The sequence below is a fragment of the Labilithrix luteola genome (assembly GCF_001263205.1).
Taxonomy (GTDB): domain Bacteria; phylum Myxococcota_A; class Polyangia; order Polyangiales; family Polyangiaceae; genus Labilithrix; species Labilithrix luteola.
Genome location: NZ_CP012333.1, coordinates 11,339,539 through 11,358,288, shown reverse-complemented (window position 1 = coordinate 11,358,288; position 18,750 = coordinate 11,339,539). Strand labels below are relative to the sequence as shown.

At 65.4% G+C, this 18,750-nt stretch carries 19 protein-coding genes; 15 read left to right on the top strand and 4 right to left on the bottom strand.

The window, feature by feature from the left end:
- Positions 1 to 14: 14 nt before the first annotated feature.
- The 8 genes from AKJ09_RS48895 to AKJ09_RS48860 all read left to right on the top strand — a co-directional run bounded on the left by AKJ09_RS48895 (position 15) and on the right by AKJ09_RS48860 (position 6,698).
- Positions 15 to 1,238, top strand: coding sequence for an ATP-grasp domain-containing protein (locus tag AKJ09_RS48895; protein WP_146654739.1), 1,224 nt, complete (start codon positions 15 to 17; stop codon positions 1,236 to 1,238).
- Complete coding sequence (locus AKJ09_RS48890; RefSeq protein WP_146654738.1) at positions 1,235 to 2,194, top strand: type 1 glutamine amidotransferase family protein; 960 nt, start codon at positions 1,235 to 1,237, stop codon at positions 2,192 to 2,194. The genes AKJ09_RS48895 and AKJ09_RS48890 overlap by 4 nt, the downstream gene beginning before the upstream one ends.
- Positions 2,191 to 3,330, top strand: a complete 1,140-nt coding sequence (locus AKJ09_RS48885; protein WP_146654737.1) for an alpha/beta hydrolase-fold protein — start codon at positions 2,191 to 2,193, stop codon at positions 3,328 to 3,330. The genes AKJ09_RS48890 and AKJ09_RS48885 overlap by 4 nt, the downstream gene beginning before the upstream one ends.
- Before the next feature lie 8 nt (positions 3,331 to 3,338).
- Entirely contained in the window at positions 3,339 to 4,574 is a 1,236-nt protein-coding gene (locus AKJ09_RS48880; RefSeq protein ID WP_146654736.1) for an ATP-grasp domain-containing protein, read from the top strand.
- Between the two features lie 414 nt (positions 4,575 to 4,988).
- A complete protein-coding gene (locus tag AKJ09_RS48875) occupies positions 4,989 to 5,276 on the top strand; it encodes an RNA recognition motif domain-containing protein (protein WP_146654735.1) in 288 nt (95 codons plus the stop codon).
- Positions 5,273 to 5,752: a GAF domain-containing protein gene (locus AKJ09_RS48870; RefSeq protein WP_275936759.1), complete on the top strand. Its 480-nt coding sequence runs from the start codon at positions 5,273 to 5,275 to the stop codon at positions 5,750 to 5,752. The genes AKJ09_RS48875 and AKJ09_RS48870 overlap by 4 nt, the downstream gene beginning before the upstream one ends.
- Positions 5,740 to 6,231 (top strand): hypothetical protein, encoded by a 492-nt coding sequence (locus tag AKJ09_RS48865; RefSeq protein WP_205633994.1) that lies wholly within the window; start codon positions 5,740 to 5,742, stop codon positions 6,229 to 6,231. The genes AKJ09_RS48870 and AKJ09_RS48865 overlap by 13 nt, the downstream gene beginning before the upstream one ends.
- 104 nt (positions 6,232 to 6,335) lie before the next feature.
- The gene (locus AKJ09_RS48860; protein ID WP_146654732.1) at positions 6,336 to 6,698 is read left to right on the top strand and encodes a hypothetical protein; all 363 of its coding nucleotides are present in this window, start codon (positions 6,336 to 6,338) and stop codon (positions 6,696 to 6,698) included.
- A gap of 6 nt (positions 6,699 to 6,704) precedes the next feature.
- On the opposite strand, the gene AKJ09_RS48855 is transcribed toward AKJ09_RS48860, so the two are convergent.
- Positions 6,705 to 7,265, bottom strand: a complete 561-nt coding sequence (locus AKJ09_RS48855) for an RNA recognition motif domain-containing protein (protein ID WP_169928580.1) — start codon at positions 7,263 to 7,265, stop codon at positions 6,705 to 6,707.
- Between the two features lie 439 nt (positions 7,266 to 7,704).
- Between AKJ09_RS48855 and ptsP the strand changes: the two genes are divergently transcribed.
- From ptsP to AKJ09_RS48830, 5 genes are all read left to right on the top strand, one after another.
- Positions 7,705 to 9,894 (top strand): phosphoenolpyruvate--protein phosphotransferase, encoded by a 2,190-nt coding sequence (gene ptsP, locus AKJ09_RS48850; protein WP_146654730.1) that lies wholly within the window; start codon positions 7,705 to 7,707, stop codon positions 9,892 to 9,894.
- A gap of 386 nt (positions 9,895 to 10,280) precedes the next feature.
- Entirely contained in the window at positions 10,281 to 11,072 is a 792-nt protein-coding gene (locus tag AKJ09_RS48845; RefSeq protein WP_146654729.1) for a tRNA1(Val) (adenine(37)-N6)-methyltransferase, read from the top strand.
- A gap of 135 nt (positions 11,073 to 11,207) precedes the next feature.
- On the top strand, positions 11,208 to 11,948 hold the full coding sequence (locus AKJ09_RS48840) for an esterase family protein (protein WP_146654728.1): 741 nt from the start codon (positions 11,208 to 11,210) through the stop codon (positions 11,946 to 11,948).
- A gap of 15 nt (positions 11,949 to 11,963) precedes the next feature.
- Positions 11,964 to 13,985: a CBS domain-containing protein gene (locus AKJ09_RS48835; RefSeq protein ID WP_146654727.1), complete on the top strand. Its 2,022-nt coding sequence runs from the start codon at positions 11,964 to 11,966 to the stop codon at positions 13,983 to 13,985.
- Positions 13,985 to 15,127, top strand: a complete 1,143-nt coding sequence (locus AKJ09_RS48830; protein WP_146654726.1) for a succinylglutamate desuccinylase/aspartoacylase family protein — start codon at positions 13,985 to 13,987, stop codon at positions 15,125 to 15,127. The genes AKJ09_RS48835 and AKJ09_RS48830 overlap by 1 nt, the downstream gene beginning before the upstream one ends.
- A 25-nt stretch (positions 15,128 to 15,152) precedes the next feature.
- On the opposite strand, the gene AKJ09_RS48825 is transcribed toward AKJ09_RS48830, so the two are convergent.
- Both AKJ09_RS48825 and AKJ09_RS48820 read right to left on the bottom strand, forming a co-directional pair.
- Positions 15,153 to 16,004 carry an alpha/beta hydrolase gene (locus AKJ09_RS48825; RefSeq protein ID WP_146654725.1) on the bottom strand — a complete coding sequence of 284 codons (852 nt, stop codon included), beginning with the start codon at positions 16,002 to 16,004 and terminating at the stop codon, positions 15,153 to 15,155.
- A gap of 17 nt (positions 16,005 to 16,021) precedes the next feature.
- Entirely contained in the window at positions 16,022 to 16,381 is a 360-nt protein-coding gene (locus AKJ09_RS48820; protein WP_146654724.1) for a GFA family protein, read from the bottom strand.
- Positions 16,382 to 16,479: 98 nt separating this feature from the next.
- Between AKJ09_RS48820 and def the strand changes: the two genes are divergently transcribed.
- Both def and AKJ09_RS48810 read left to right on the top strand, forming a co-directional pair.
- Positions 16,480 to 17,061 carry a peptide deformylase gene (gene def, locus AKJ09_RS48815; RefSeq protein ID WP_146654723.1) on the top strand — a complete coding sequence of 194 codons (582 nt, stop codon included), beginning with the start codon at positions 16,480 to 16,482 and terminating at the stop codon, positions 17,059 to 17,061.
- Positions 17,062 to 17,124: 63 nt separating this feature from the next.
- A complete protein-coding gene (locus AKJ09_RS48810; RefSeq protein WP_146654722.1) occupies positions 17,125 to 17,871 on the top strand; it encodes a lysophospholipid acyltransferase family protein in 747 nt (248 codons plus the stop codon).
- Positions 17,872 to 17,889: 18 nt separating this feature from the next.
- Here the strand turns inward: AKJ09_RS48810 and AKJ09_RS48805 are convergent, their stop codons facing one another.
- Positions 17,890 to 18,741, bottom strand: a complete 852-nt coding sequence (locus AKJ09_RS48805) for an NAD(P)-dependent oxidoreductase (protein WP_146654721.1) — start codon at positions 18,739 to 18,741, stop codon at positions 17,890 to 17,892.
- Positions 18,742 to 18,750 lie beyond the last annotated feature (9 nt).

The following is an 18,750-nucleotide window of genomic DNA, read 5'->3' as shown; positions in this document are numbered from 1 at the left end:
TTCGCTTCTCTACCGTGGACGTCATCTTCGTCGAACCGTGTTTCCCGGCCAATCAGCGCGAGTTCGTTCGCGCACTCCACTCCGTAGGCGCGCGCGTCATCGGCATCGGCGAGCGGCCGAAGTCGGCGCTCGACGAGGGCCTCCAGCACTGGCTCACGCACTACGAGCAAATCGGCAACGTGACGAACGAAGCCGAGCTCGAAAAGACGGTGCGCTGGATTCAGGGCAAGGCGAACGTCCAGCGGCTCGAGGCTGTCGTCGAGGCGCACGTCATGGCCGCCGCGCGCGTACGTGAGCGATGCGGAATCCCCGGCACCACGGAGCGCACGGCGCTTCTCTGCCGAGACAAGCCGCTGATGAAGGAAGCCCTTCGCAAGGCGGGAATTCCGTGCGCGGCCTCGATCGGAAGCGGTGACCCGGCCGAGATCCGAGCCTTCGCCGAGCAGGTTGGCTTCCCGGTCATCGTGAAACCGCGCGACGCCGCCGGCGCTTCCGGGACGTACCGCGCGGACAACCTCGCCGAGCTCGCCGAGGCGCTCGAAACGTGCGGTGTGGGCCGCGGTCGGAGCGTGGCCGTCGAGGAGTTCATCGAAGGCCACGAAGGCTTCTACGACACCATCACGATCGACGGCGAAGTCGCCTTCGACTTCGTCTCGCATTACTACCCGAACGTCCTCGACGCGATGCGCACGCGGTGGATCTCCCCGCAGTTCGTGGCCACGAACCGTATCGACGCCGCGCCGGCCTACGAAGAGGTGCGGGCGATGGGCAAGAAGGTCATCGAGGCGCTCGGCATCGGCACGTCGGCCACGCACATGGAGTGGTTCTTCGGGCCGAAGGGCCTGAAATTCAGCGAGATCGGCTGCAGGCCACCGGGCGTGCGCGCGTGGGATCTCTACGCGGCCGGCAACGAGATCGACATCTATCGCGAGTGGGCGATGGCCGTCGTCCACGGTCGACGGAGCCGGGCACCCTCCCGCCGCTTCGCCGCCGGCATCATCGCGCTCCGGCCGGAGTGCGACGGTCGCATCACCGGGTACGACGGCGGCGACGAGGTCCACCGTCGCTTCGGCGAGTACATTCTCGACAGTCACTTGCCCCCGCCCGGAACGCCCACACAGCCGGTCTCGGCCGGCTACATGGCCAATGCGTGGGTTCGCATGGTTCACCCCGATTACGACACGCTGCGATCCATGCTCGACTTCGTCGGTCAGACCTTGAAGGTGCGCTCTGCATGATCGCAAAAGACGCGCTTGCGATCGTCCTTCTCGGTGCTCAACGTTACAATCCAACTCTCGGTGCCGCCGTCGACGAGCTCGGCGTAGCGGGCCGTATTGCAACCATCACCGCCGGCTGGCAGGAGCGCGAAGACGACGACGCCGATCTGCGCGACCACCTCGGCGCGCGTGCGGTGAACCTGAAGCTCCACGCGCGCGCCGAAGAGATCTTCCGGAAGGATCCCGAGTTCGCCGAGGCGCATCGCGAACGCCAGGCGGTGCTTCGCAGCCGGCAGGACTTCTATCGCATCCGACTCGAGCACGCCCTTGCCGCTCAATACGTGATCGAGCAGCGCAAGGCGCCGCCCGACATCCTCGAAGACGAGGCGCGGGCGTCGATCGAAGCCATCCGCAACATCGACAACATGCACCTCGATCGGTGTGCGCGGGATCGAACCGAGTTCGAAGACAAGCTTCGCCCCTGGACGCGCGAGGCGATCCTCGAGCAGCGCGAGCAGGTCGCGTCGATCGTGCGTGAGTGCGATGCGATTGCCATCGCCGGCGGCCACGTGGCCTCGCTCCTCAATCGCCTGCAGCTCTTCAATCTGGAGGAACTCTCGCGAGGCAAGGTCATCTTCGCCTGGTGTGCCGGTGCGATGGCCATCAGCGAGCGCGTGGTCCTCTTCCACGATTCGCCGCCGCAGGGGCCCGGCGCTGCCGAGGTGCTCGATGCCGGTCTCGGCCTCGTAGGCGGAGTCGTGGTGCTGCCGCAGCCGGAGTTCCGTTTGAAGCTCGACGATCGTGCGCGTTTGAAGCTGATGGCCCGTCGCTTCCAGCCGGCCATGTGTCTGGGGATGCCCGCACGTTCGCGGGTGACCTGGCTCCGAAGCGGACCCATCGACCCCTACGGCGGCGTGTTCGCGATTCGCGACGACGGCACGCACGCGTTCGGCAAGACGAAGGCGGTGGTCTCGTGACCGCGCTCGCCATCCAGAAGCTCATCGACGCCGGCCCCGACGGCGAAAAGGTCGATGCTTTCCTCCAAGGGCGTGCGTGCCCGATCGTCGAGGGCTCCAACGTCACCTTCGTGTGGCGAGGCGAGGCCGACGGCGTCAATCTCAGACACTGGATTTATGGTCTCGAGTCGGCCAATGCGCTCTCGCGTATTCCGAATACCGATCTCTGGTACCTCACGTTCGACATTCCGCACGGCTCGCGCGTCGAATACAAATTCGAGATTCATCGCGGCGGCGGCAGCACTTGGATCGAAGATCCTCGCAATCCGAATCGTGCACGCGATCCGTTCGGCGCGAACAGCGTCATGCAAGCCGAAGGGTACGAAGAGCCGGATTGGGCCAAGCCCGACCCCGACGCTCGCCCCGGTCTGCTCGAGCCATTCGGCTTCCACTCGAAGGCCTTCGGCGGGCAGCGAACGGGCCATATCTACCTTCCGGCGCGGTTCCGACGAACGCGCCTCTATCCGCTCGTCGTCGTCCATGACGGCAGCGACTATCTGAACTTTGCGTCGATGAAGGCGGTTCTCGACAACCTCATTCATCGCCTCGAAATCCCGGACATGATCGTCGCCTTCACGGACTCGCCGGACAGGATCCGCGAGTATCCGAACGACGAACGCCACGCGCGCTTTCTCACCGAAGAACTGCTCGTCGATCTCACGGCGCGTCTCCCGCTCCTCGATCGACCGCAAGCGCGCTGCCTCATGGGGGCGAGCTTCGGCGGCGTCGCCGCGTTCTCCACCGCCTATCGCTATCCCGGCGTCTGGGGACGCCTCTTGCTCCAGTCGGGCTCGTTCGCCTTCACGGACATCGGCAAACACAATCGACGGGGGCCACTCTTCGATCGCGTCGTCGAGTTCGTGAATCAGGTGCGCGACGAGCCGAAGGCCGTCAGCGAACGTGTCTTCGTGAGCTGCGGTGTCTACGAGTCACTCATCTACGAGAATCGCTCGCTCATTCCCCTTCTCGATTCGACAGGAATGCAAGTTCGTTTCGTCGAATCGCGCGATGGTCACAACTGGGAAAACTGGCGCGATCGGCTCCGCGAAGGGCTCTCCTGGCTCTTCCCCGGTCCGCTGATGTTCATCTACGAGTAGGCGGGAACATGGCAGAGGTCGTTCGTCATATTGGACTCTCCCTCGGGGCGGACATCTGCTGGCCGCTCTGCTTCGAAGCCATCATGCGCGAGCTCGATTTGCGCATTCCGGTCGGCGGCGACACCGTCCGCTTCGAGGTCGAACGCGTCACGATCGAGCCCTTCGATTTGCGCCAGCCGTGCAAATACGATCTCGTCGTCGACCGCCTCACGCACTGGTACCACACCAGCCGTGAGTGGATAAAAAAGGCCATCTTGATGGATGACCTCTACGTGTTCAACAACCCGTGGAGTGTCCAGGCGAACGAAAAACACACCACCTACTGCGCGATGATGCAGCTCGGAATGCCCATTCCCGAGACGTGGATGGTGCCGCCGAAGAGCTACGAGCCGAATCCGGACTTGAAGCCCACCCTCACGCGCTACGCGAAGCTCTTCGATGTGAGCAAGCTCGGCGACCGTCTTGGCTGGCCGATGTTCATGAAGCCTTACGACGGCGGCGGCTGGCGTGGCGTCACGAAGGTCGACGACACGAACGCGCTCTGGAAGGCCTACGAAGAGAGCGGCAAGTCGGTCATGCACATCCAGGCCGGAGTGAACGGCTTCGACCGATTCGTGCGCTGCATCGGGTTCGGCCCGCAGACGCACTGCGTGCTCTACGACCCCGACGCGCCGCTCCACGACCGCTACACCACGAAGACGGAGTTCATGACCAAGGCGGAGGAAGAGCACCTCCGCAAGGTCACACTGACCATCAATTCGTTCTTCGGTTGGGAATTCAATTCCTGCGAATCGCTCCGCCGCGACGGTATCTGGCACCCCATCGACTTCGCGAATCCGTGCCCGGACTCGCAAGTCACGTCGCTGCACGGCCATTTCCCGTGGCTCGTGAAGGCGTACGTTCGCTGGGTCGTCTTCTGCGCGGCGACGAAGCGCAAGATGCGCAAAAACCAGGACTGGTCGCCCTTCTACGAGGTCGCGGCGCTCGATCTTCCCTACGAAGAGAAGCTCTCACGCTACGCCGCCATCGCCGACGAGCGCTTCGAAACCGCGCGCTTCGAGGAGTTTTGCGCGAAGCATCTCGGCCACCTCGACGAAGTGGCCTGGTCGTTCTTCGGCACGAACGGCGCGAAGGATGCGGTTCGCCAAAAGGTGACGGCGCTCTTCCCGCCGCACGAGGTCGAGCGCTTCACGGAGCTCTTCTGGTCGCGCATCCAGGATTGGCGCGGAGCCCCGACTCGATAGCTCGCAGGAAACCCATCGCGGTTTACACAAAACTGGCGAATCGCAAGGACGCCGCGCTTCAAAAACACGCCCCAGAATCTCGGCAAGTTCGATTTCGATTTCGTGTTCGACTTCGTGAGGACGCTGCCGCGTTTGCTTGCGTATTACCGGCATTTGCGCCCGCCAAAGTGGGGCTCTGAAAGAGGCGTTTCGCTGCGCCACTGCCGTGCTGTGCGAGACGCGAGCTTGCGCACCGGGCGTGGAAGGCGTACGGTGAACGACTCACGACACGTCTCGTCGCTGTTACTGCGCTCTCTCGGCATCTCGGGATCCCGCATTCGCACTGCGAAGCTTCGTTTCCGTGCTCAACGTAGCCAGCGAGATCCCATGGCAATCGCGCCTTCGGATGCTGGCTAATTGCCGAAAAGAGAGATCATGAATAACCGACTTTACGTGGGTAACCTTTCGTACCACGTGACGAGCGACGCGCTCCGAGCTTGCTTCGCCGAGTGCGGAACGGTGACCGACACGCACGTCGTGATGGACCGTGAAACCGGCCGCGCGCGTGGATTTGCCTTCGTCACGATGGGTACCGACGCCGAGGCAAGCCACGCCGTGTCGAGCCTCAACGGCGCCATGCTCGATGGCCGTGCGCTGCGCGTGAACATCGCCGAGGAACGCGCTGGCGGCGGCGGTGCGAGGGGCGGGCACCGCGGTTGGTGACCCCAAGCGCGCGACGACCACTTCTTCGCCACGGCCACGGTCTGCTGCGTTTCGCGCGGCAGACCATGGGTGCGAGTGCCGCTTCGGCGTTCCTTCTCGACAACAGCGGGAGCTCACTCCGTGGGCTTCTCGGTCAATGGGATTGGACGCGCACCAGCTTTCGGGCCGATCTCTCGAGCTGGCCAACCGTGGCTCGAGCGGTGGCTGAAGGCCGAATCTGCTCGATCTCTGCGGCGGATGCCGAGGGGGCGGAATCGGGCTGGTTCGAGGCGCGGGGCATCACGCGCACGCTCTGCATTCCCCTCCGCAACGAGGCGCAGAGCCTCGGCGTCTTGTTCTTGGATTTCGACGAAGCGCTCGGGACCGACGCGCCCGTCGACGGCGGGCGTCTTCTCGAGATCGCACGTCACTGTGCGAACGCCTTCGCTCGCAGAGCGGCGGTGACTCCGGCCGCCGAGAGCACGTGGCAAGCTTGAGCCAGCGCGAGCCGCGCGCGATCGTACGCAAGTACGCCGGCATCGTGCCGACGGACACGGTCGATCTCGTCGCTGTCGCGTCGGTCGACGTCACCTCCGAGCAGGAGCTCTTCCCGATCGACCACGTCTTCGACGGTCGCATGGGGCCCGGCGGAAGCTGCTGGATTGCGGAGACACCGGGACCGCAAACGATCCATTTGCGATTCGCGTCGGCAAGCGACTTCGCGCGGCTCGTCATCGAAAGCGAAGAGCGAAGCGTCACTTGTACCCAGCGAATCGAGGTCGCCTGCTGGAGCGAGCGAAGGCATCAGCGCGCCGAGACAGCACCTCGCGTGCTCGAGTACGCGCCGTATGGTCCGAGTTTTCATCAGGTGACGTGGGAGCTCGACGAGCGCGCAGTGACCGACGTGTGGATTCACGTCACTCCCATGCCGCGAAGCCATCTCGCGAGTCTCACCTCGGTCGTCTTCCGTCGCTGAGTCGCTGTCGTCGATCGCGAGATTTCGCTCGAGCTCGCGCGACGCGATCGTCATGATCGACGCTGAGCTCGGCGCCGTTCGACGAAGACTGCTAAGGTGCATCGATGAGAGATCAACGTTTGCGCGTATTCCGCACTGCGGTCGATGGCTTGATCGAGTCGCTCGACGCGCTCGTGAGATTGTCGCGCTGGAACCACAGCGAATCGAAGCCCGAGCCGCTCGTCATCGCGGTGGCGAAGCTCCAGGATCGGCTCGGCGCTGCGGAGCGTCTCGCGGGCTCGAACTTCAACGGCTCGTCGACCGAGGCGGCGAAGGTGACGGCCATGTGCGTTGCGCTGAAACGACTCAGCGCATCGTACCTTCAGTACTGCAAGCAGATCGCGTCACCACTGAACGTCGACGACGCCGCGAATTCGCTCGAGTCCGAAATCTCGGCGACCTCCGCGACGTCGGATCAGTGGGGCTGAGCCGCTTCAGACCGCTTTGATGCCGGCCATGGCTCTCGTCAGGCCTGTCCCATCGAGCGGGCGTACGCCCGACGACGCTGCGCGAACGTTCCACTCTCGCACGACGGCGTCGAGCGCTTCGCTTCGCGTGCGTCCCGCGCCAGTGACGACAACGGGATTGGCAGCGTCGGTCGTACGTGCCTCGAACCGCCAACGGTCGCCTTCGATGGGAAAGAGCCGGAACGTCACCGCGGTGCCGGAGCACTCGAGCTCGTAGGTCATGTTCGCGCGTTCGCGGAATTGCTGAACGACCCTGACGTTGGGGGGCGGCGCTTTGTCGGCCGGAATCGGCCGATCGCTCACGCGAAGCACGTTGCCGCCGAAGTTCGAGCCGTCCAGTCGCCCGACTGCCGTGCTCGCATACGTCGCACTCGTCATCGTGACGTAGGCGAGACCTTGTGGCTTCGATCCGTCACGCTCGGGCACGAGCTGGACGTCGGACACGCCGCCGCAAGCTGCGAAATGCAGGCGTACGGCGTCCTCCGTCGCGTCGGGCGGCAGATTGGTAACGTAAAGCTTGTTCGCCATGACGACCTCCGTGGACGGCATTCCTGAGGTCGAAACCGGGCGGGGCCTCACGCATGTCCGTGGGGCGGGCTGGATGACGAGAACGGGAGCGACGTAGCGTTCAGGGTAGCACGCGCATCGCGTGGTTGGCCGCGGCGACGGATGACGAAGAGCTCGCTCGTCACTCGAACCCCTCGGACTCTCTCTTCCAGATCTCGCCGGGGCCTGAGGTCGAGTGGCTCGGCCGTCGTTCACGCGCGCTTCGAGGGCGGACGTGGCAATCTATCGGACTGGCATGGCACCTGCGTCCACATTGCGGATGCCCTGACGCTGCGAGCCCGAAGTCGCCCTCGCTCCTTGCCGATCGCATCGCGCCTTCGAACGATGACCGTGCCGCGCTCTGCCTGCCCGCATCGTCGGCAGGGTCGCCCTTAACCGCATCGAGGGTTCGAGGTGAAGGATGGATGTTCATAGTCGGCTCGTCCGCGTCGTCGCCGATGCGACCTCCCCAGGTGAGGCGCTCGCCGCGGCCACCCGTGTCGTGGCGGAGGAGCTGCAAGCGGAAGGTTGCAGCGTCTACGCCCGGGGTGGGAGTCAGACCGGGCTCGAGCTGCGTGCGCTCTTCGGGCTGAGGCCTCCGCCGTCCGGAACATCCATCGCCGAGAAGGCTCTGGCGGAGGCCATTCCCGAGACGGATTCGGCCCTCGGCCTCGTTGCGGTCCCCATCGCTTCGCTCAATCGTGGGATCGGGGCGATTATCGCGCAGCGAACGACGGGGGTTCCGTTCACCACCGAAGAGATCATGCGTCTGTCAGGCGTCGCTTCACAGCTCGTCCCACTCGTGGAGACCATTCGGTTCATCGAAGCGATCGACGCTGTCGGCCTGAACGCAGGCAGACGATTGGAAACGTCGGCACCGTTGCCTCAGGAAGGAGAGCTCGAGCTTCGCGGGATTGCTGCTTCTCCGGGCATCGCCATCGGCGTAGCCGTCTTTCGGAACGCGTTTCCGCGCGCCATGGTCCGAAGCGATACCACGTATCGCGGGCGCGCGTTGGAGACGGCGCGAGCCCGAGACGCCTTCGAAAAGACCCGAAACGATCTGATCAAGCTGCAGGCGGATGCCGCCAGCGATCTCGGCGAAGAGCAGGCGCTGATCTTTGGCGCACATCTGTTGCTCCTCAACGACCCTCTGCTCACGGGGTTGCTCGAGGGCGGCATCGCTGGAGGACACTCCGCGGCAATCTCGGTCGACGACGCGTTCGAGGAGATTGTCCGGCGTCTCGTCGGAGTTCCGGATCCGTATATTCAGGAGCGCATCGAGGACATCGAAGACCTGCGGAGTCGCATCCTTGGTCATCTGCTGGGCGCCGCGCGCGTACCCGACGTCGACGCGCGTATCGTCGTCGGGCCTCGAACCACCGCGTCCCTCTTGCTCGAGCTCAAGGCACGCGGAGCCGTCGGTATCGTGAGCGAGCTCGGTGGCGCCACGTCTCATGGTGCGGTGCTGGCAAGGGCGCTCGGAATCCCCGCAGTCACCGGGATTCGTGAACTCACGCGACAGGTTGTGGCGGGGGACCTGATCCTCGTCGACGGTGGCGCGGGGACCGTCGTGATTCGTCCGTTGGCGGCGACGCGGGCGGCATTCGAACGACGATTTCGTGAGTTGGAAGCGGAGCGGACTGAATTTGTCCGATATCGCGACGAACCGGCGAGAACGATCGATGGCGTCGAGTTCGACCTGCTCGCGAACATCGCGCTCGGAACGGACCTCGATGTCGCGCGCGAGAATCGTGCGTACGGCGTCGGTCTCTATCGGACGGAGTTTCCGTTCATCGTCCGCGACGGCCTCCCGACCGTCGACGAGCAGGTTCGCATTTACGCCAAGGCGTACGATGCGTTTCCGACCGAGCCGATCGCGTTTCGAATTCTCGACCTCGCTGCCGACAAGTTCCTACCTAGCATGGGTTTCGGTGCCTCGCGGAGCGCGTTCCATGGCTACCGATCGATCCGCGTCCTCTTCGACTACCCTCACATCCTGCGTGACCAGGTGCAGGCGTTCGCGATGGCGGCACGTGGAAGGCCTCTTCGAATTCTGATCCCGATGGTCACGTCCGTGGACGACGTGGTGCGCATCAAACGGCTCGTCGCTGGCGCGCTCGCCCAGGCGACTCCCTCGCTCTCGACCGGCAACATCGTTTACGGCGCGATGATCGAGACCGCTGCCGCAGTCGAGCTCGTCGCGGACGTCGCACGTGAGGTCGAGTTCTTCTCGATCGGCACGAACGATCTGATTCAGTACACGCTCGTCGTCGACCGCGATGATCCGCGCCTCGCGTCGGAACGGCATTCCTACCATCCCGCGATCTGGCGAATGATCCGTCGTGTCGTGGTGGAGGCGCACCGCTCGGAAAAGTCCGTCACGGTCTGTGGGGAAATGGCTGCGAAGCCCGACCTCGCCCTCGCTCTGCTCGCGATGGGCGTCGACGCTCTGAGCGTGACGCCGCGCGCGATTCCACCGCTGAAACGCGCGCTCGCGCGCATGGCTCTCGAACCCCTCCGCGCGATGCGCGACGAGATCCTCGCACTTGCCACGGAAGACGAGGTGCTTGCGACCCTTCGTGGTTGCAGCTCGGAGACCAGCAAAACCTGAGCGAGGTCGCTCGTGGTGCACGACGACGACCGCGAAGTCGAACTCGGAGAAATACTGGTCGCCGGTCCGGAGAGGTCGTGCGCGACCGGCCCATCACGTCGGCCAGGAGGACCCCGCCAGGATCGTCGAGATGCCAGTAGGAAAGGGGGGGGGCCGCGAGGACGGTCTGCTCGTAGGTCGGCCGGCCGGCATTGATGTCGGCACCCGCATCGCCGTCGGTCGGGGCATCGCGGGCGTCGTCGACGACACGCCGTCGTCGTGGCTGAACGCATGCACGGGCCGAGCGCGGTGCAAGGAGAGCAGGACGGTTCCGCTCGCTCCGCGAATTCGTGCGCGCATTCCGCGTGAGGCCGCGCGCCCCGTGCTATGGCTCGCGCCGTTCCGCGATGACGATCTCGCCCGAAGCTTTCGAAGGACGACGTTTGGAGCTCGAGGCCGAGCTCGGGGAGCCGATTACGGTCGACGGGCTCACCGCGAGCTGGTCCATCTTCCAGCGCAAGAAGGGGCATCGGCATTCGACCGACGATCTCCTCACGGGCTGGTACGCGCTCGAGAAGAGCCCTCCGGTCATGCGATGCCTCGACCTCGGGACCGGCATCGGGACGGTGGGCATGCTCGTCTTGTCCGGAATGCCGGAGGCATGTCGGCTCACGTGCGTCGAAGCGCAGGACATCAGCTATCGATTCCTCCGCGAGAATCTGGCGGCGAACGAGGTCGAGGCTCGGGTGCGACCGCTCCACGGTGACCTTCGGAACCTGGCGCTGGACGAGCGGTTTCCGCTGGTCACCGGCAGCCCTCCGTACTTCGACGTGTCTGCGGGCATCGTTCCGGCCGATTCGCAGAAGGCCCACGCTCGATTCGAGCTTCGCGGGGACGTGCGCGACTATGCCAAAGCGGCCAAGCGTCATCTCGAGCCGGACGGGCTCTTCGTCTTCTGCTTTCCCTGGGCCCAGAAGGCGCGCGCCGTGGCGGCCGCTCACGACGAGGGGTTCTCGATCCTCACCGATCGCGATGTGGTTCCGCGCGAGGGGTTGATCCCTCTCTTTTCGTTGTTTGCCTGCAAGCTCGGGGCGCATCCCGAGCTGACCGAGCCGCCTTTCGTGGTCCGTCACGCCGATGGCACACACACGCCGGCCATGCGAGCGGTCCGGGCTCGATTCGGCTGGCCCGTCGACTGACCCGCGCGTCCCAGACGCGGGGCCGAGCCTGCCCTCGAAGTCCCTTGGATTCCGCCTTGCGAACGGCTGAGCTCCTCGCTAAGAGAGGCGCGCCTTTCCGGTCGGGAAGTCGGGGGAGTTGGGGCAGGCATCGTCATGTTCGAAACGACTCGCTGGTATTCATCGCGTGTCCAGTGCGACGTCACGCTTTCGCGTTGGGGGCACGCCGGTCAGCCGGTGCTCGTCTTCCCGACGGCCGGCGGTGACGCGGGAGAGATCGATCGCTTCCTCATGATTCGCGCGCTCGAGCCGCTGCTCGCCGCGGGCCGTATCAAGATCTACTCGTGCGACAGCGTGGCGGGGCGCGTGTGGTTCGGCAAAGACGCGAGCCCCGAGCACCGCATGTGGATGACTCACCAGTTCCACCAGTACATCAAGCACGAGGTGGTGCCGGCCATTCGCAAGGACTGCCACTCGGACGATATCCCGATCTGGGCCGCCGGGTCCTCCATCGGCGCCTTCCACGCCGTCGCGGTGACATGCCGCTTCCCGGACATGTTCCACCGTGCCCTCGCCATGAGCGGCACGTACAATTTGATGCGTTTCATCGAGCGCCCCGATCCGACGGAGTATTTCTTCGTCTCCTCGCCGCTCCACTTCGTCCCGACCCTCGGCGGCCGGCACCTCGACATCCTCCGCAACCGCCACATCCACATCGCGAGCGGGGAGGGGAAGTGGGAGGACATCGGCGAAAGCTTCCGCCTCGCGCGGGCCCTCGGCGACAAGGGAATTCCGAATTGGGTCGATTCGTGGGGACCCGGTTGGGACCACGATTGGGTCACCTGGCGTGCGATGATGCCGAAGTATCTCGACGAGTGGACGTCGTCGAAGAGCTGAGGGCAGCCGCAAAACATGCAGGATACCCGGGAGCACAAGACCACCAGCGGCGCGCTCGAGGGGGACGAGCGACGTCGCTTCATGCGGGCGCTCCTCACCGACCTGCGCGCGATGGAGCGAATGCTCCGCGACAACGTCTTCGAGCGCGGCGTCATGCGAATCGGCGCGGAACAGGAGATGTTCCTCGTCGACCGCGCGTATCACGCGGCCCCGCAGGCGCTGAAGGTCCTCGAGCGCCTCGACGATCCGCACTACACGACGGAGCTCGGGCTCTTCAATCTGGAGCTCAACGCCGATCCGCAGCCGCTCGCAGGGCGCGGCCTTCTGGCGCTCGAGACGCAGCTCTCGGATCTCTACGCGCGCGTGCAGCGTACCGCCGAGGAGCTCGATATTCTCCCCGTCTTGGTTGGAATCTTGCCGACGCTCGGCAAGACCGACCTGCGCATCGACAATATGGTGCCGAACCCGCGCTATCTCACGCTCAACCGCGTGATGACGGCGGCGCGCGGCCAGGGCTACGACATCTCGATCAAGGGGCTCGACGAGCTCGTCGCCAAGCACGACTCGCTCATGTTCGAGGCGTGCAACGCGAGCTTCCAAGTGCACCTGCAGGTGGCCGAGCCCGAGCGCTTCGGCCACGACTACGACATCGCGCAGCTGCTTCTTGCACCCACGCTCGCCATCGGCACGAACTCGCCGACGCTCTTCGGCAAGCGCCTCTGGGCCGAAACGCGCATCGCGCTCTTCGAGCAGTCGTGCGACATCCGCACGCCGCAGCTGCACGTCCGAGATCGCGCAGCGCGCGTGTTCTTCGGGAACCAGTGGCTTCGCGGCAGCGTCGTCGACATCTTCAAGGAGAACGTCACGCGCTTCCGCACGCTCGTGGCCACGGGCAACGAGGAAGACGCGCTCGCTACGCTCGAACGAGGTGGCGTTCCCGACCTTCGCGCGCTGCGCTTGCACAACGGCACCATCTATCGATGGAACCGCGCGTGTTACGGCGTCTCGGAGAACGGCAAGCCGCACCTCCGCATCGAGCTCCGCGCGCTCCCTGCCGGGCCCACCATCGTCGACGAAGTCGCGAACGCCGCGTTCTGGCTCGGTCTGATGACGGAGCTCACGCGCACGCTCGAAGAGGTCTCCGGGAGGATGGACTTCGATCACGCGAAGGCGAACTTCTATGCGGCCGCACGCGATGGCCTCGCGGCGCGCTTCACGTGGATCGACGGCGAAGAGGTCATCGCGCAGCCCTTCATCCTCGACAAGCTCCTACCGCTTGCCGAAGCGGGCCTCTCGCGTGCCGGCGTCGATAGCGCCGACGCCAAGCGCTACCTCGGCATCGTCGATCAGCGCGTGCGCACGCTGCACACGGGCTCGCGCTGGATGCTCCGCTCGCTCGCGAACATGAAGTCGCGCGGCTCGGCAGGCGAGGGCCTCACGGCGCTCGTCGCTGCCACCATCGCGCGGCAAAACACGGGCCGGCCGGTCGCGGAGTGGGAGCGCGCGCGTCTCGACGAAGCGTTCGCCAAGCGAAGCGGCTACCAGAAGGTGTCGCAATACATGCGCACGGACGTCTTCACCGTCCAGCCCGACGATCCGATCGAGCTCGTCTCCGATCTCATGAGCTGGGAACGCATCCGGCACGTCCCCGTCGAAGACGAGGCCGGGCGCCTCCTGGGGCTCGTGACGTCGCGTGCCGTGCTGCGTCATCTCACCGAGCTGGCGAAGGGCGGGAGCGTCCGAGAGGTCGCCCAAGCCGCCGAAGGCCAAGGTCGGACGACGTCACTCCCCGTTTCGGAGGTGATGAGGCGGGAGCTGGTGACCGTCCACCCGGATACGGCGACGCGTGAGGCCATCGAGCTCATGCGGAAACATCGAATCGGGTGCTTGCCTGTCGTGCAGGACGGGCGCATCGTCGCGCTGCTCACCGAAGAGGATTTCATGGGGATCGCGGCCGATCTGCTGGACGAGAGTTCGCACGGTTCGCTGCACCGCGCTCCCGAGGAACTCCTCTTCGAAGAGCAGAGCGAGTCCTGATGTCGAACGCCGTCCCAGAGTTAGCCGAGACACGCGAAGTCGGTCGTCTTACCGGCCACGATGCCGGGCCGACCCTCATCACCGTGGGCGCGATTCACGGCAACGAGCCTGCGGGCATCGAAGCGGCCAAGCGCATCCTCGCGCTGCTGTCGAAGACGAAGATCCGTGGCGAGTATCTGGCGCTCGGCGGCAACCTCGGTGCGATGCGCGAGGGGCGTCGCTATCGCTTCCGCGACATGAATCGCGTTTGGACCGAGGCCCACATCGGCGAGGTTCGATCGAAGAAGTCCGAAGCGCTCGACGCAGAAGATCTCGAACAGCTCGATCTGCTCGATGCGATTCGTTCGGCGATCGGGCGCGCGCGCGGCCCCGTCTATCTCGTCGACTTGCACACGACGAGCGCCCACGGCGTGCCGTTCGTGCTCTTCGGCGACACGCTTCGCCAGCGCAACTTCACGCGCGGCCTGCCTCTCCCCGTCATCATGGGCCTCGAGGAGCAGCTCGACGGCGTCCTGTCGGAGTACTGCACGAAGCTCGGCGTCGTCACCTTCGCTGTCGAAGGCGGACAGCACGCCGATGCCGGCTCGATCGACAATCTCGAGGCCGTCGTTCTCCTCGCGTCACAAACCGCAGGGCTCTTCGAGGAAGGCTCGGTGCCCGAGACGCGCGCCGCCTATGCACTCCTCGAGAGTCGCCGCGGGAGTCTTCCGCGCGTGATGGAGGTCGTCTCGCGCCACGCCATCACACCGGAGGACTCGTTCGTGATGGCCCCCGGTTTCAAGAACCTCGACCACGCGCACGCCGGCCAGCTCCTCGCGCACGATCGCAACGGAGCGATTCGCGCGCCGGCCGACGGAGTCGTCATGTTGCCGCTCTACCAAGGGCAGGGGGCGGACGGATTTTTCTGGGGCCGTGCCGTGAGCCCTGCACGCATGCGCGCTTCGGAGGTCTTGCGCCAGCTGCACCTCGATCGCGTGCTCGCATTCTTGCCGGGCATCGAACGCGACGGGAAGAACCCCACACGCTACATCGTCGACCGCATCGCCGCGTCGCTCTACCCGCGCGACGTATTCCACATGCTCGGCTATCGCCGCATTCGCCAGAGCACGGGCACGCTCACGGTCGAACGCCAGCCGGATTGAGCACGCGCCCCGCCTTCGAGACGCGTCAAGGCGCGCTCGCGTGGTTGGCGATGGCCGAGACCACGGAGGCGTTCTTGTACAGGTTGTCGTGGCGCCCTTCCGGGACCTCGAGGAATGTGGCGTGCGGGAAGGCCTCGCTGACGCGCTTGCCGAACTCCATCGGGATGACGTCGTCGATGTTTCCGTGCACGACGAGCGTGGGGAGCCCGATGCTTGGTGCCTTTTCGATCGTGTCGAAGCGATCGACCATGACGTAGGACATCGGCAAGATCGGCACGACGCGCCTGCCGAGCTCATAGGTCGACGTGAACGGAGCGACGAGCACGAGACGACTTCCGCGCCCGCGCTTGGCCATCTCCGTGGCCACGCCGGTGCCGAGCGACTGACCCCAGAGCACGACGCGCTCGGGACCGACGCCGCGTGCTGCGAGGGCGTCGAGGATGGCTGCCGCGTCGAGGTAAAGCCCTTCTTCGGTGGGCGGGGCTCCCTTCGAGCGGCCGTAGCCGCGATACTCCGCGAGCACGACGGAAAACCCACGCCGGCGGAAGTCGCGAGCGAGCGACGCGTTGTCTTCCGCCGTCTCGGCGTTGCCGTGGAAATGCACGATCGTGCGTGCGGCCTTCGGCGACGCGAACTCGAGCGCGTTGACGGGAACGCCGTCGGCGGCGCGCGCCGTGAGCAGCGTGGCTCCCTCGGGGACCTCGGCAGGCGCACCTTCGGGCGGCTGGTAGACGATGCGTCGATGGAGCAGGCGCGCGCCGAGGACGACGAGAGCGTACGCGGTGGCCGCAAAGACGAGGTTCATGACGAGCTTGATCGTGCGCCGCTTGCGTCGCTGCGCAGGAGTCTCTTCGATCGTATCGAGATCCGAAGCCACGTCATGAACCTCCGTTGTCAGCGTGATTTGCCGTCGACTTGCATGGGCGAGAGCGCCGAGACGTCGACGCCTTCGAGGCAGCGCACGTTGAGTGCATACATCTTGCCGCTCGGGCCCGTGCCCCACGCGAAAGACTCGACGCCGCACTGCTGGCAGAAGAGATGGTGGATGTTCTTCTTGTTGAATTGGTAGTCGCCGAGCTCCGCCTCGTCGCCGCATACGAGCTTGAACTGCTCGGGCGGTACGAAGGTGAGAATCGGCGCTCTCATCGAACAGTGCGAGCAATTGCAGGTGATCACCTGCGCGAGGTCGGTCGTCGCTTCGTAGCGCACCTTCCCGCAGTGACATCCGCCGGCGTAGGTCTTCGTTTCTCCCATGACCATCTGAGAATCATCACTCCCGAGAGGCGTCAACACCGTATCCTTCCGGGTCGAGTCGTGCGACGACTCCGAGAGAAGGAGACGTCGAAGGCCCCATGAACATCGTTCAGACTGGTGCGCCCGTACTTCGTGGTCGTGCGCAGGACGTTCCGTCCGACCGGCTCGATACACCCGCATTCAAGGACCTCGTCGAGGTCATGATCGCAACGATGCGGGAGGCGCCCGGCGTTGGCCTCGCGGCGCCTCAGATCGGCGTGCCGCTCCGTGTCATCGTGCTCGAGGATCGCGAAGAGCTTCTCGCGAACCTCACCGACGCAGAGCGCAAAGAACGAGAGCGCGTTCCGTTCGACACGCGGGTCTTCGTCAACCCCGTGCTGAAGGCCATCGGGGACGAGAAGGTGACGTTCCTCGAAGGCTGTCTCAGCGTTACGGGCTACGTGGCACTCGTCGAGCGCAGCCGTGAGGTCGAGGTCAACGGTCTGGACGAGAACGGAGAGGCGCAGACGTGGCGCGTGCGCGGCTGGCCCGCGCGGATCTTGCAGCACGAGGTCGATCACCTGAACGGCACGCTCTACATCGACCGCATGATGAGCCGCTCGTTCGCCACCGTGGGGCATGCCAAGGAGCAGTACGCCGGCAAGTCGATCGCCGACATCCGGCGCGCGCTTGGCATCTGACGCGCGCTCGGAGTTTGCGCAAGGCGCCGACGAGACGGCCGCGGTTCTGCTATGTAGTGACGCGTGCCGCACGCCGCCGCGGGGATTTACACCTATGCCGAGTTCGGTCTGACCGTGCTCGGCTTTCTGCCGATCATGGCCGTCTCGCGCTATCGCCACCGCGCGGATCCCACCCAGCGCCTGCCCGGGCGCTGGATGCGCCGCCTGGGGCGAACCGCGGGAAGGCTCACGCCGCTCTGGCACTTCGACATCGAGGGAGAGGCTCCGGCCGACATCCTCCAGAAGCCGTACGTGGTCATCGCGAACCACGAGTCCCAGGCCGATCCCTTTCTGCTCTCGTGGCTTCCATGGGACATGCGCTGGGTGGCGAAAGAGGAGCTGTTCAAGCCACCGCTGACGGGCTGGGCCATGGAGCTCGGTGGCGACATCAAGCTTCGGCGTGGCCACGGCGAGAGCGTGCGGTCGATGATGCGCGAGTGCGAGATGGCGCTCGCCGGGGGAATCCCGGTGATGCTGTTCCCCGAGGGCACGCGCTCGAAAGACGGCGAGCTCTTGCCGTTCAAAGACGGCGCGTTCCAGCTCGCCATCAAAGCGCAGGTGCCGGTGCTTCCCGTCGTCATCGCCGGCACGCGTCAGATGAGGCCGAAGCACTCCAAGTGGTTCGGCAAGGCGCGCGCGTGCGCGAAGATCCTGCCGCCGGTGCCGACCGCCGGCCTCGCCGACGGTGACTTCGCCGTGCTGCGCGAGCAGTGCCGCGACGCCATGGCCGCGGCCCTTCCCGATCTGCGTTCACGCTACGGCAACATCTGAATCCGCGAGTACGATTCGTTACTCCAGCGCGTCCTTCGCGAGGATCGTCCAGTCTTCGTTGCCGTGCCCCTCGGCAATGACGGCGTCCATGCGCTTCGCGATGGCGGGCAGGATGGCGAGCGGAACGCCGGCCTCGGAGGCTGCGTCGATCATGAGGCGCGCGTCTTTGCGAGCCATCGAGAGCTCCCACGACGGGCTCGCGAACTTCGCCTCGAGCATGCGCTTCACGCGCGCGCTGATCGTGGCGCCGGGATTGAAGTGCTGGAACAACGTGGCCGCTTCGGACGCGGGAATCCCGAGCGCCTTTCCGAGCGCGAACATCTCGGCGAGGCCCGTGGTGAGCGACATCAAGTAGAGGTTGCCGAGGAGCTTGAACGCCGCAGCTTTGTCGACGCGCGGGCCGAGGTTCAACAGCGTCCCGGTCATCTTCTCGAGGCTGGACTTCACGGCGTCGATGCGCTTCGGATCACCCGAAACGAGCATCAATCCGGTCGACTCGAGCGCGTTCTGCGGGCCCATGAAGACCGGGGCATGCACGAACACGAAGCCGCGTTCGGTCCAGCGTGCGACGCGGGCGACGACGCCCTTCGGCGAGGTCGTCGTGTGATCGACGATGATGGCTCCCTGCGCGAAGCCGGGCCTCGCGCGCTCGAGGACGTCGTCGACCGCGGCGTCGTCCGACAGGGTCAAGTGAATGCGCTGCGCCCCGCGCGCGGCCTCGGCGGGATCGGACACGACCTTCGCGCCGAGCGGCTCGAGCGCAGCCGCCTTGGCCGCCGTGCGGTTCCACACTTTGACGTCTTCGCCGTGACGTCGAAGCGCTCGGACGAAGTTCGAACCGAGAAGGCCCATGCCGTAGAACGCGATCATGCGAGCACT

Excerpts from the sequence above, each read along its gene's own strand:
- AKJ09_RS48840 (WP_146654728.1), top strand. The coding sequence starts at position 11,208 with ATGTTCGAAACGACTCGCTGGTATTCATCGCGTGTCCAGTGCGACGTC.
- ptsP (WP_146654730.1), top strand. The coding sequence starts at position 7,705 with ATGGATGTTCATAGTCGGCTCGTCCGCGTCGTCGCCGATGCGACCTCC.
- AKJ09_RS48805 (WP_146654721.1), bottom strand. The coding sequence starts at position 18,741 with ATGATCGCGTTCTACGGCATGGGCCTTCTCGGTTCGAACTTCGTCCGA.
- AKJ09_RS48880 (WP_146654736.1), top strand. The coding sequence starts at position 3,339 with ATGGCAGAGGTCGTTCGTCATATTGGACTCTCCCTCGGGGCGGACATC.
- AKJ09_RS48835 (WP_146654727.1), top strand. The coding sequence starts at position 11,964 with ATGCAGGATACCCGGGAGCACAAGACCACCAGCGGCGCGCTCGAGGGG.
- AKJ09_RS48875 (WP_146654735.1), top strand. The coding sequence starts at position 4,989 with ATGAATAACCGACTTTACGTGGGTAACCTTTCGTACCACGTGACGAGC.
- AKJ09_RS48845 (WP_146654729.1), top strand. The coding sequence starts at position 10,281 with ATGACGATCTCGCCCGAAGCTTTCGAAGGACGACGTTTGGAGCTCGAG.
- AKJ09_RS48830 (WP_146654726.1), top strand. The coding sequence starts at position 13,985 with ATGTCGAACGCCGTCCCAGAGTTAGCCGAGACACGCGAAGTCGGTCGT.
- AKJ09_RS48860 (WP_146654732.1), top strand. The coding sequence starts at position 6,336 with ATGAGAGATCAACGTTTGCGCGTATTCCGCACTGCGGTCGATGGCTTG.
- AKJ09_RS48890 (WP_146654738.1), top strand. The coding sequence starts at position 1,235 with ATGATCGCAAAAGACGCGCTTGCGATCGTCCTTCTCGGTGCTCAACGT.
- def (WP_146654723.1), top strand. The coding sequence starts at position 16,480 with ATGAACATCGTTCAGACTGGTGCGCCCGTACTTCGTGGTCGTGCGCAG.
- AKJ09_RS48820 (WP_146654724.1), bottom strand. The coding sequence starts at position 16,381 with ATGGGAGAAACGAAGACCTACGCCGGCGGATGTCACTGCGGGAAGGTG.
- AKJ09_RS48855 (WP_169928580.1), bottom strand. The coding sequence starts at position 7,265 with ATGGCGAACAAGCTTTACGTTACCAATCTGCCGCCCGACGCGACGGAG.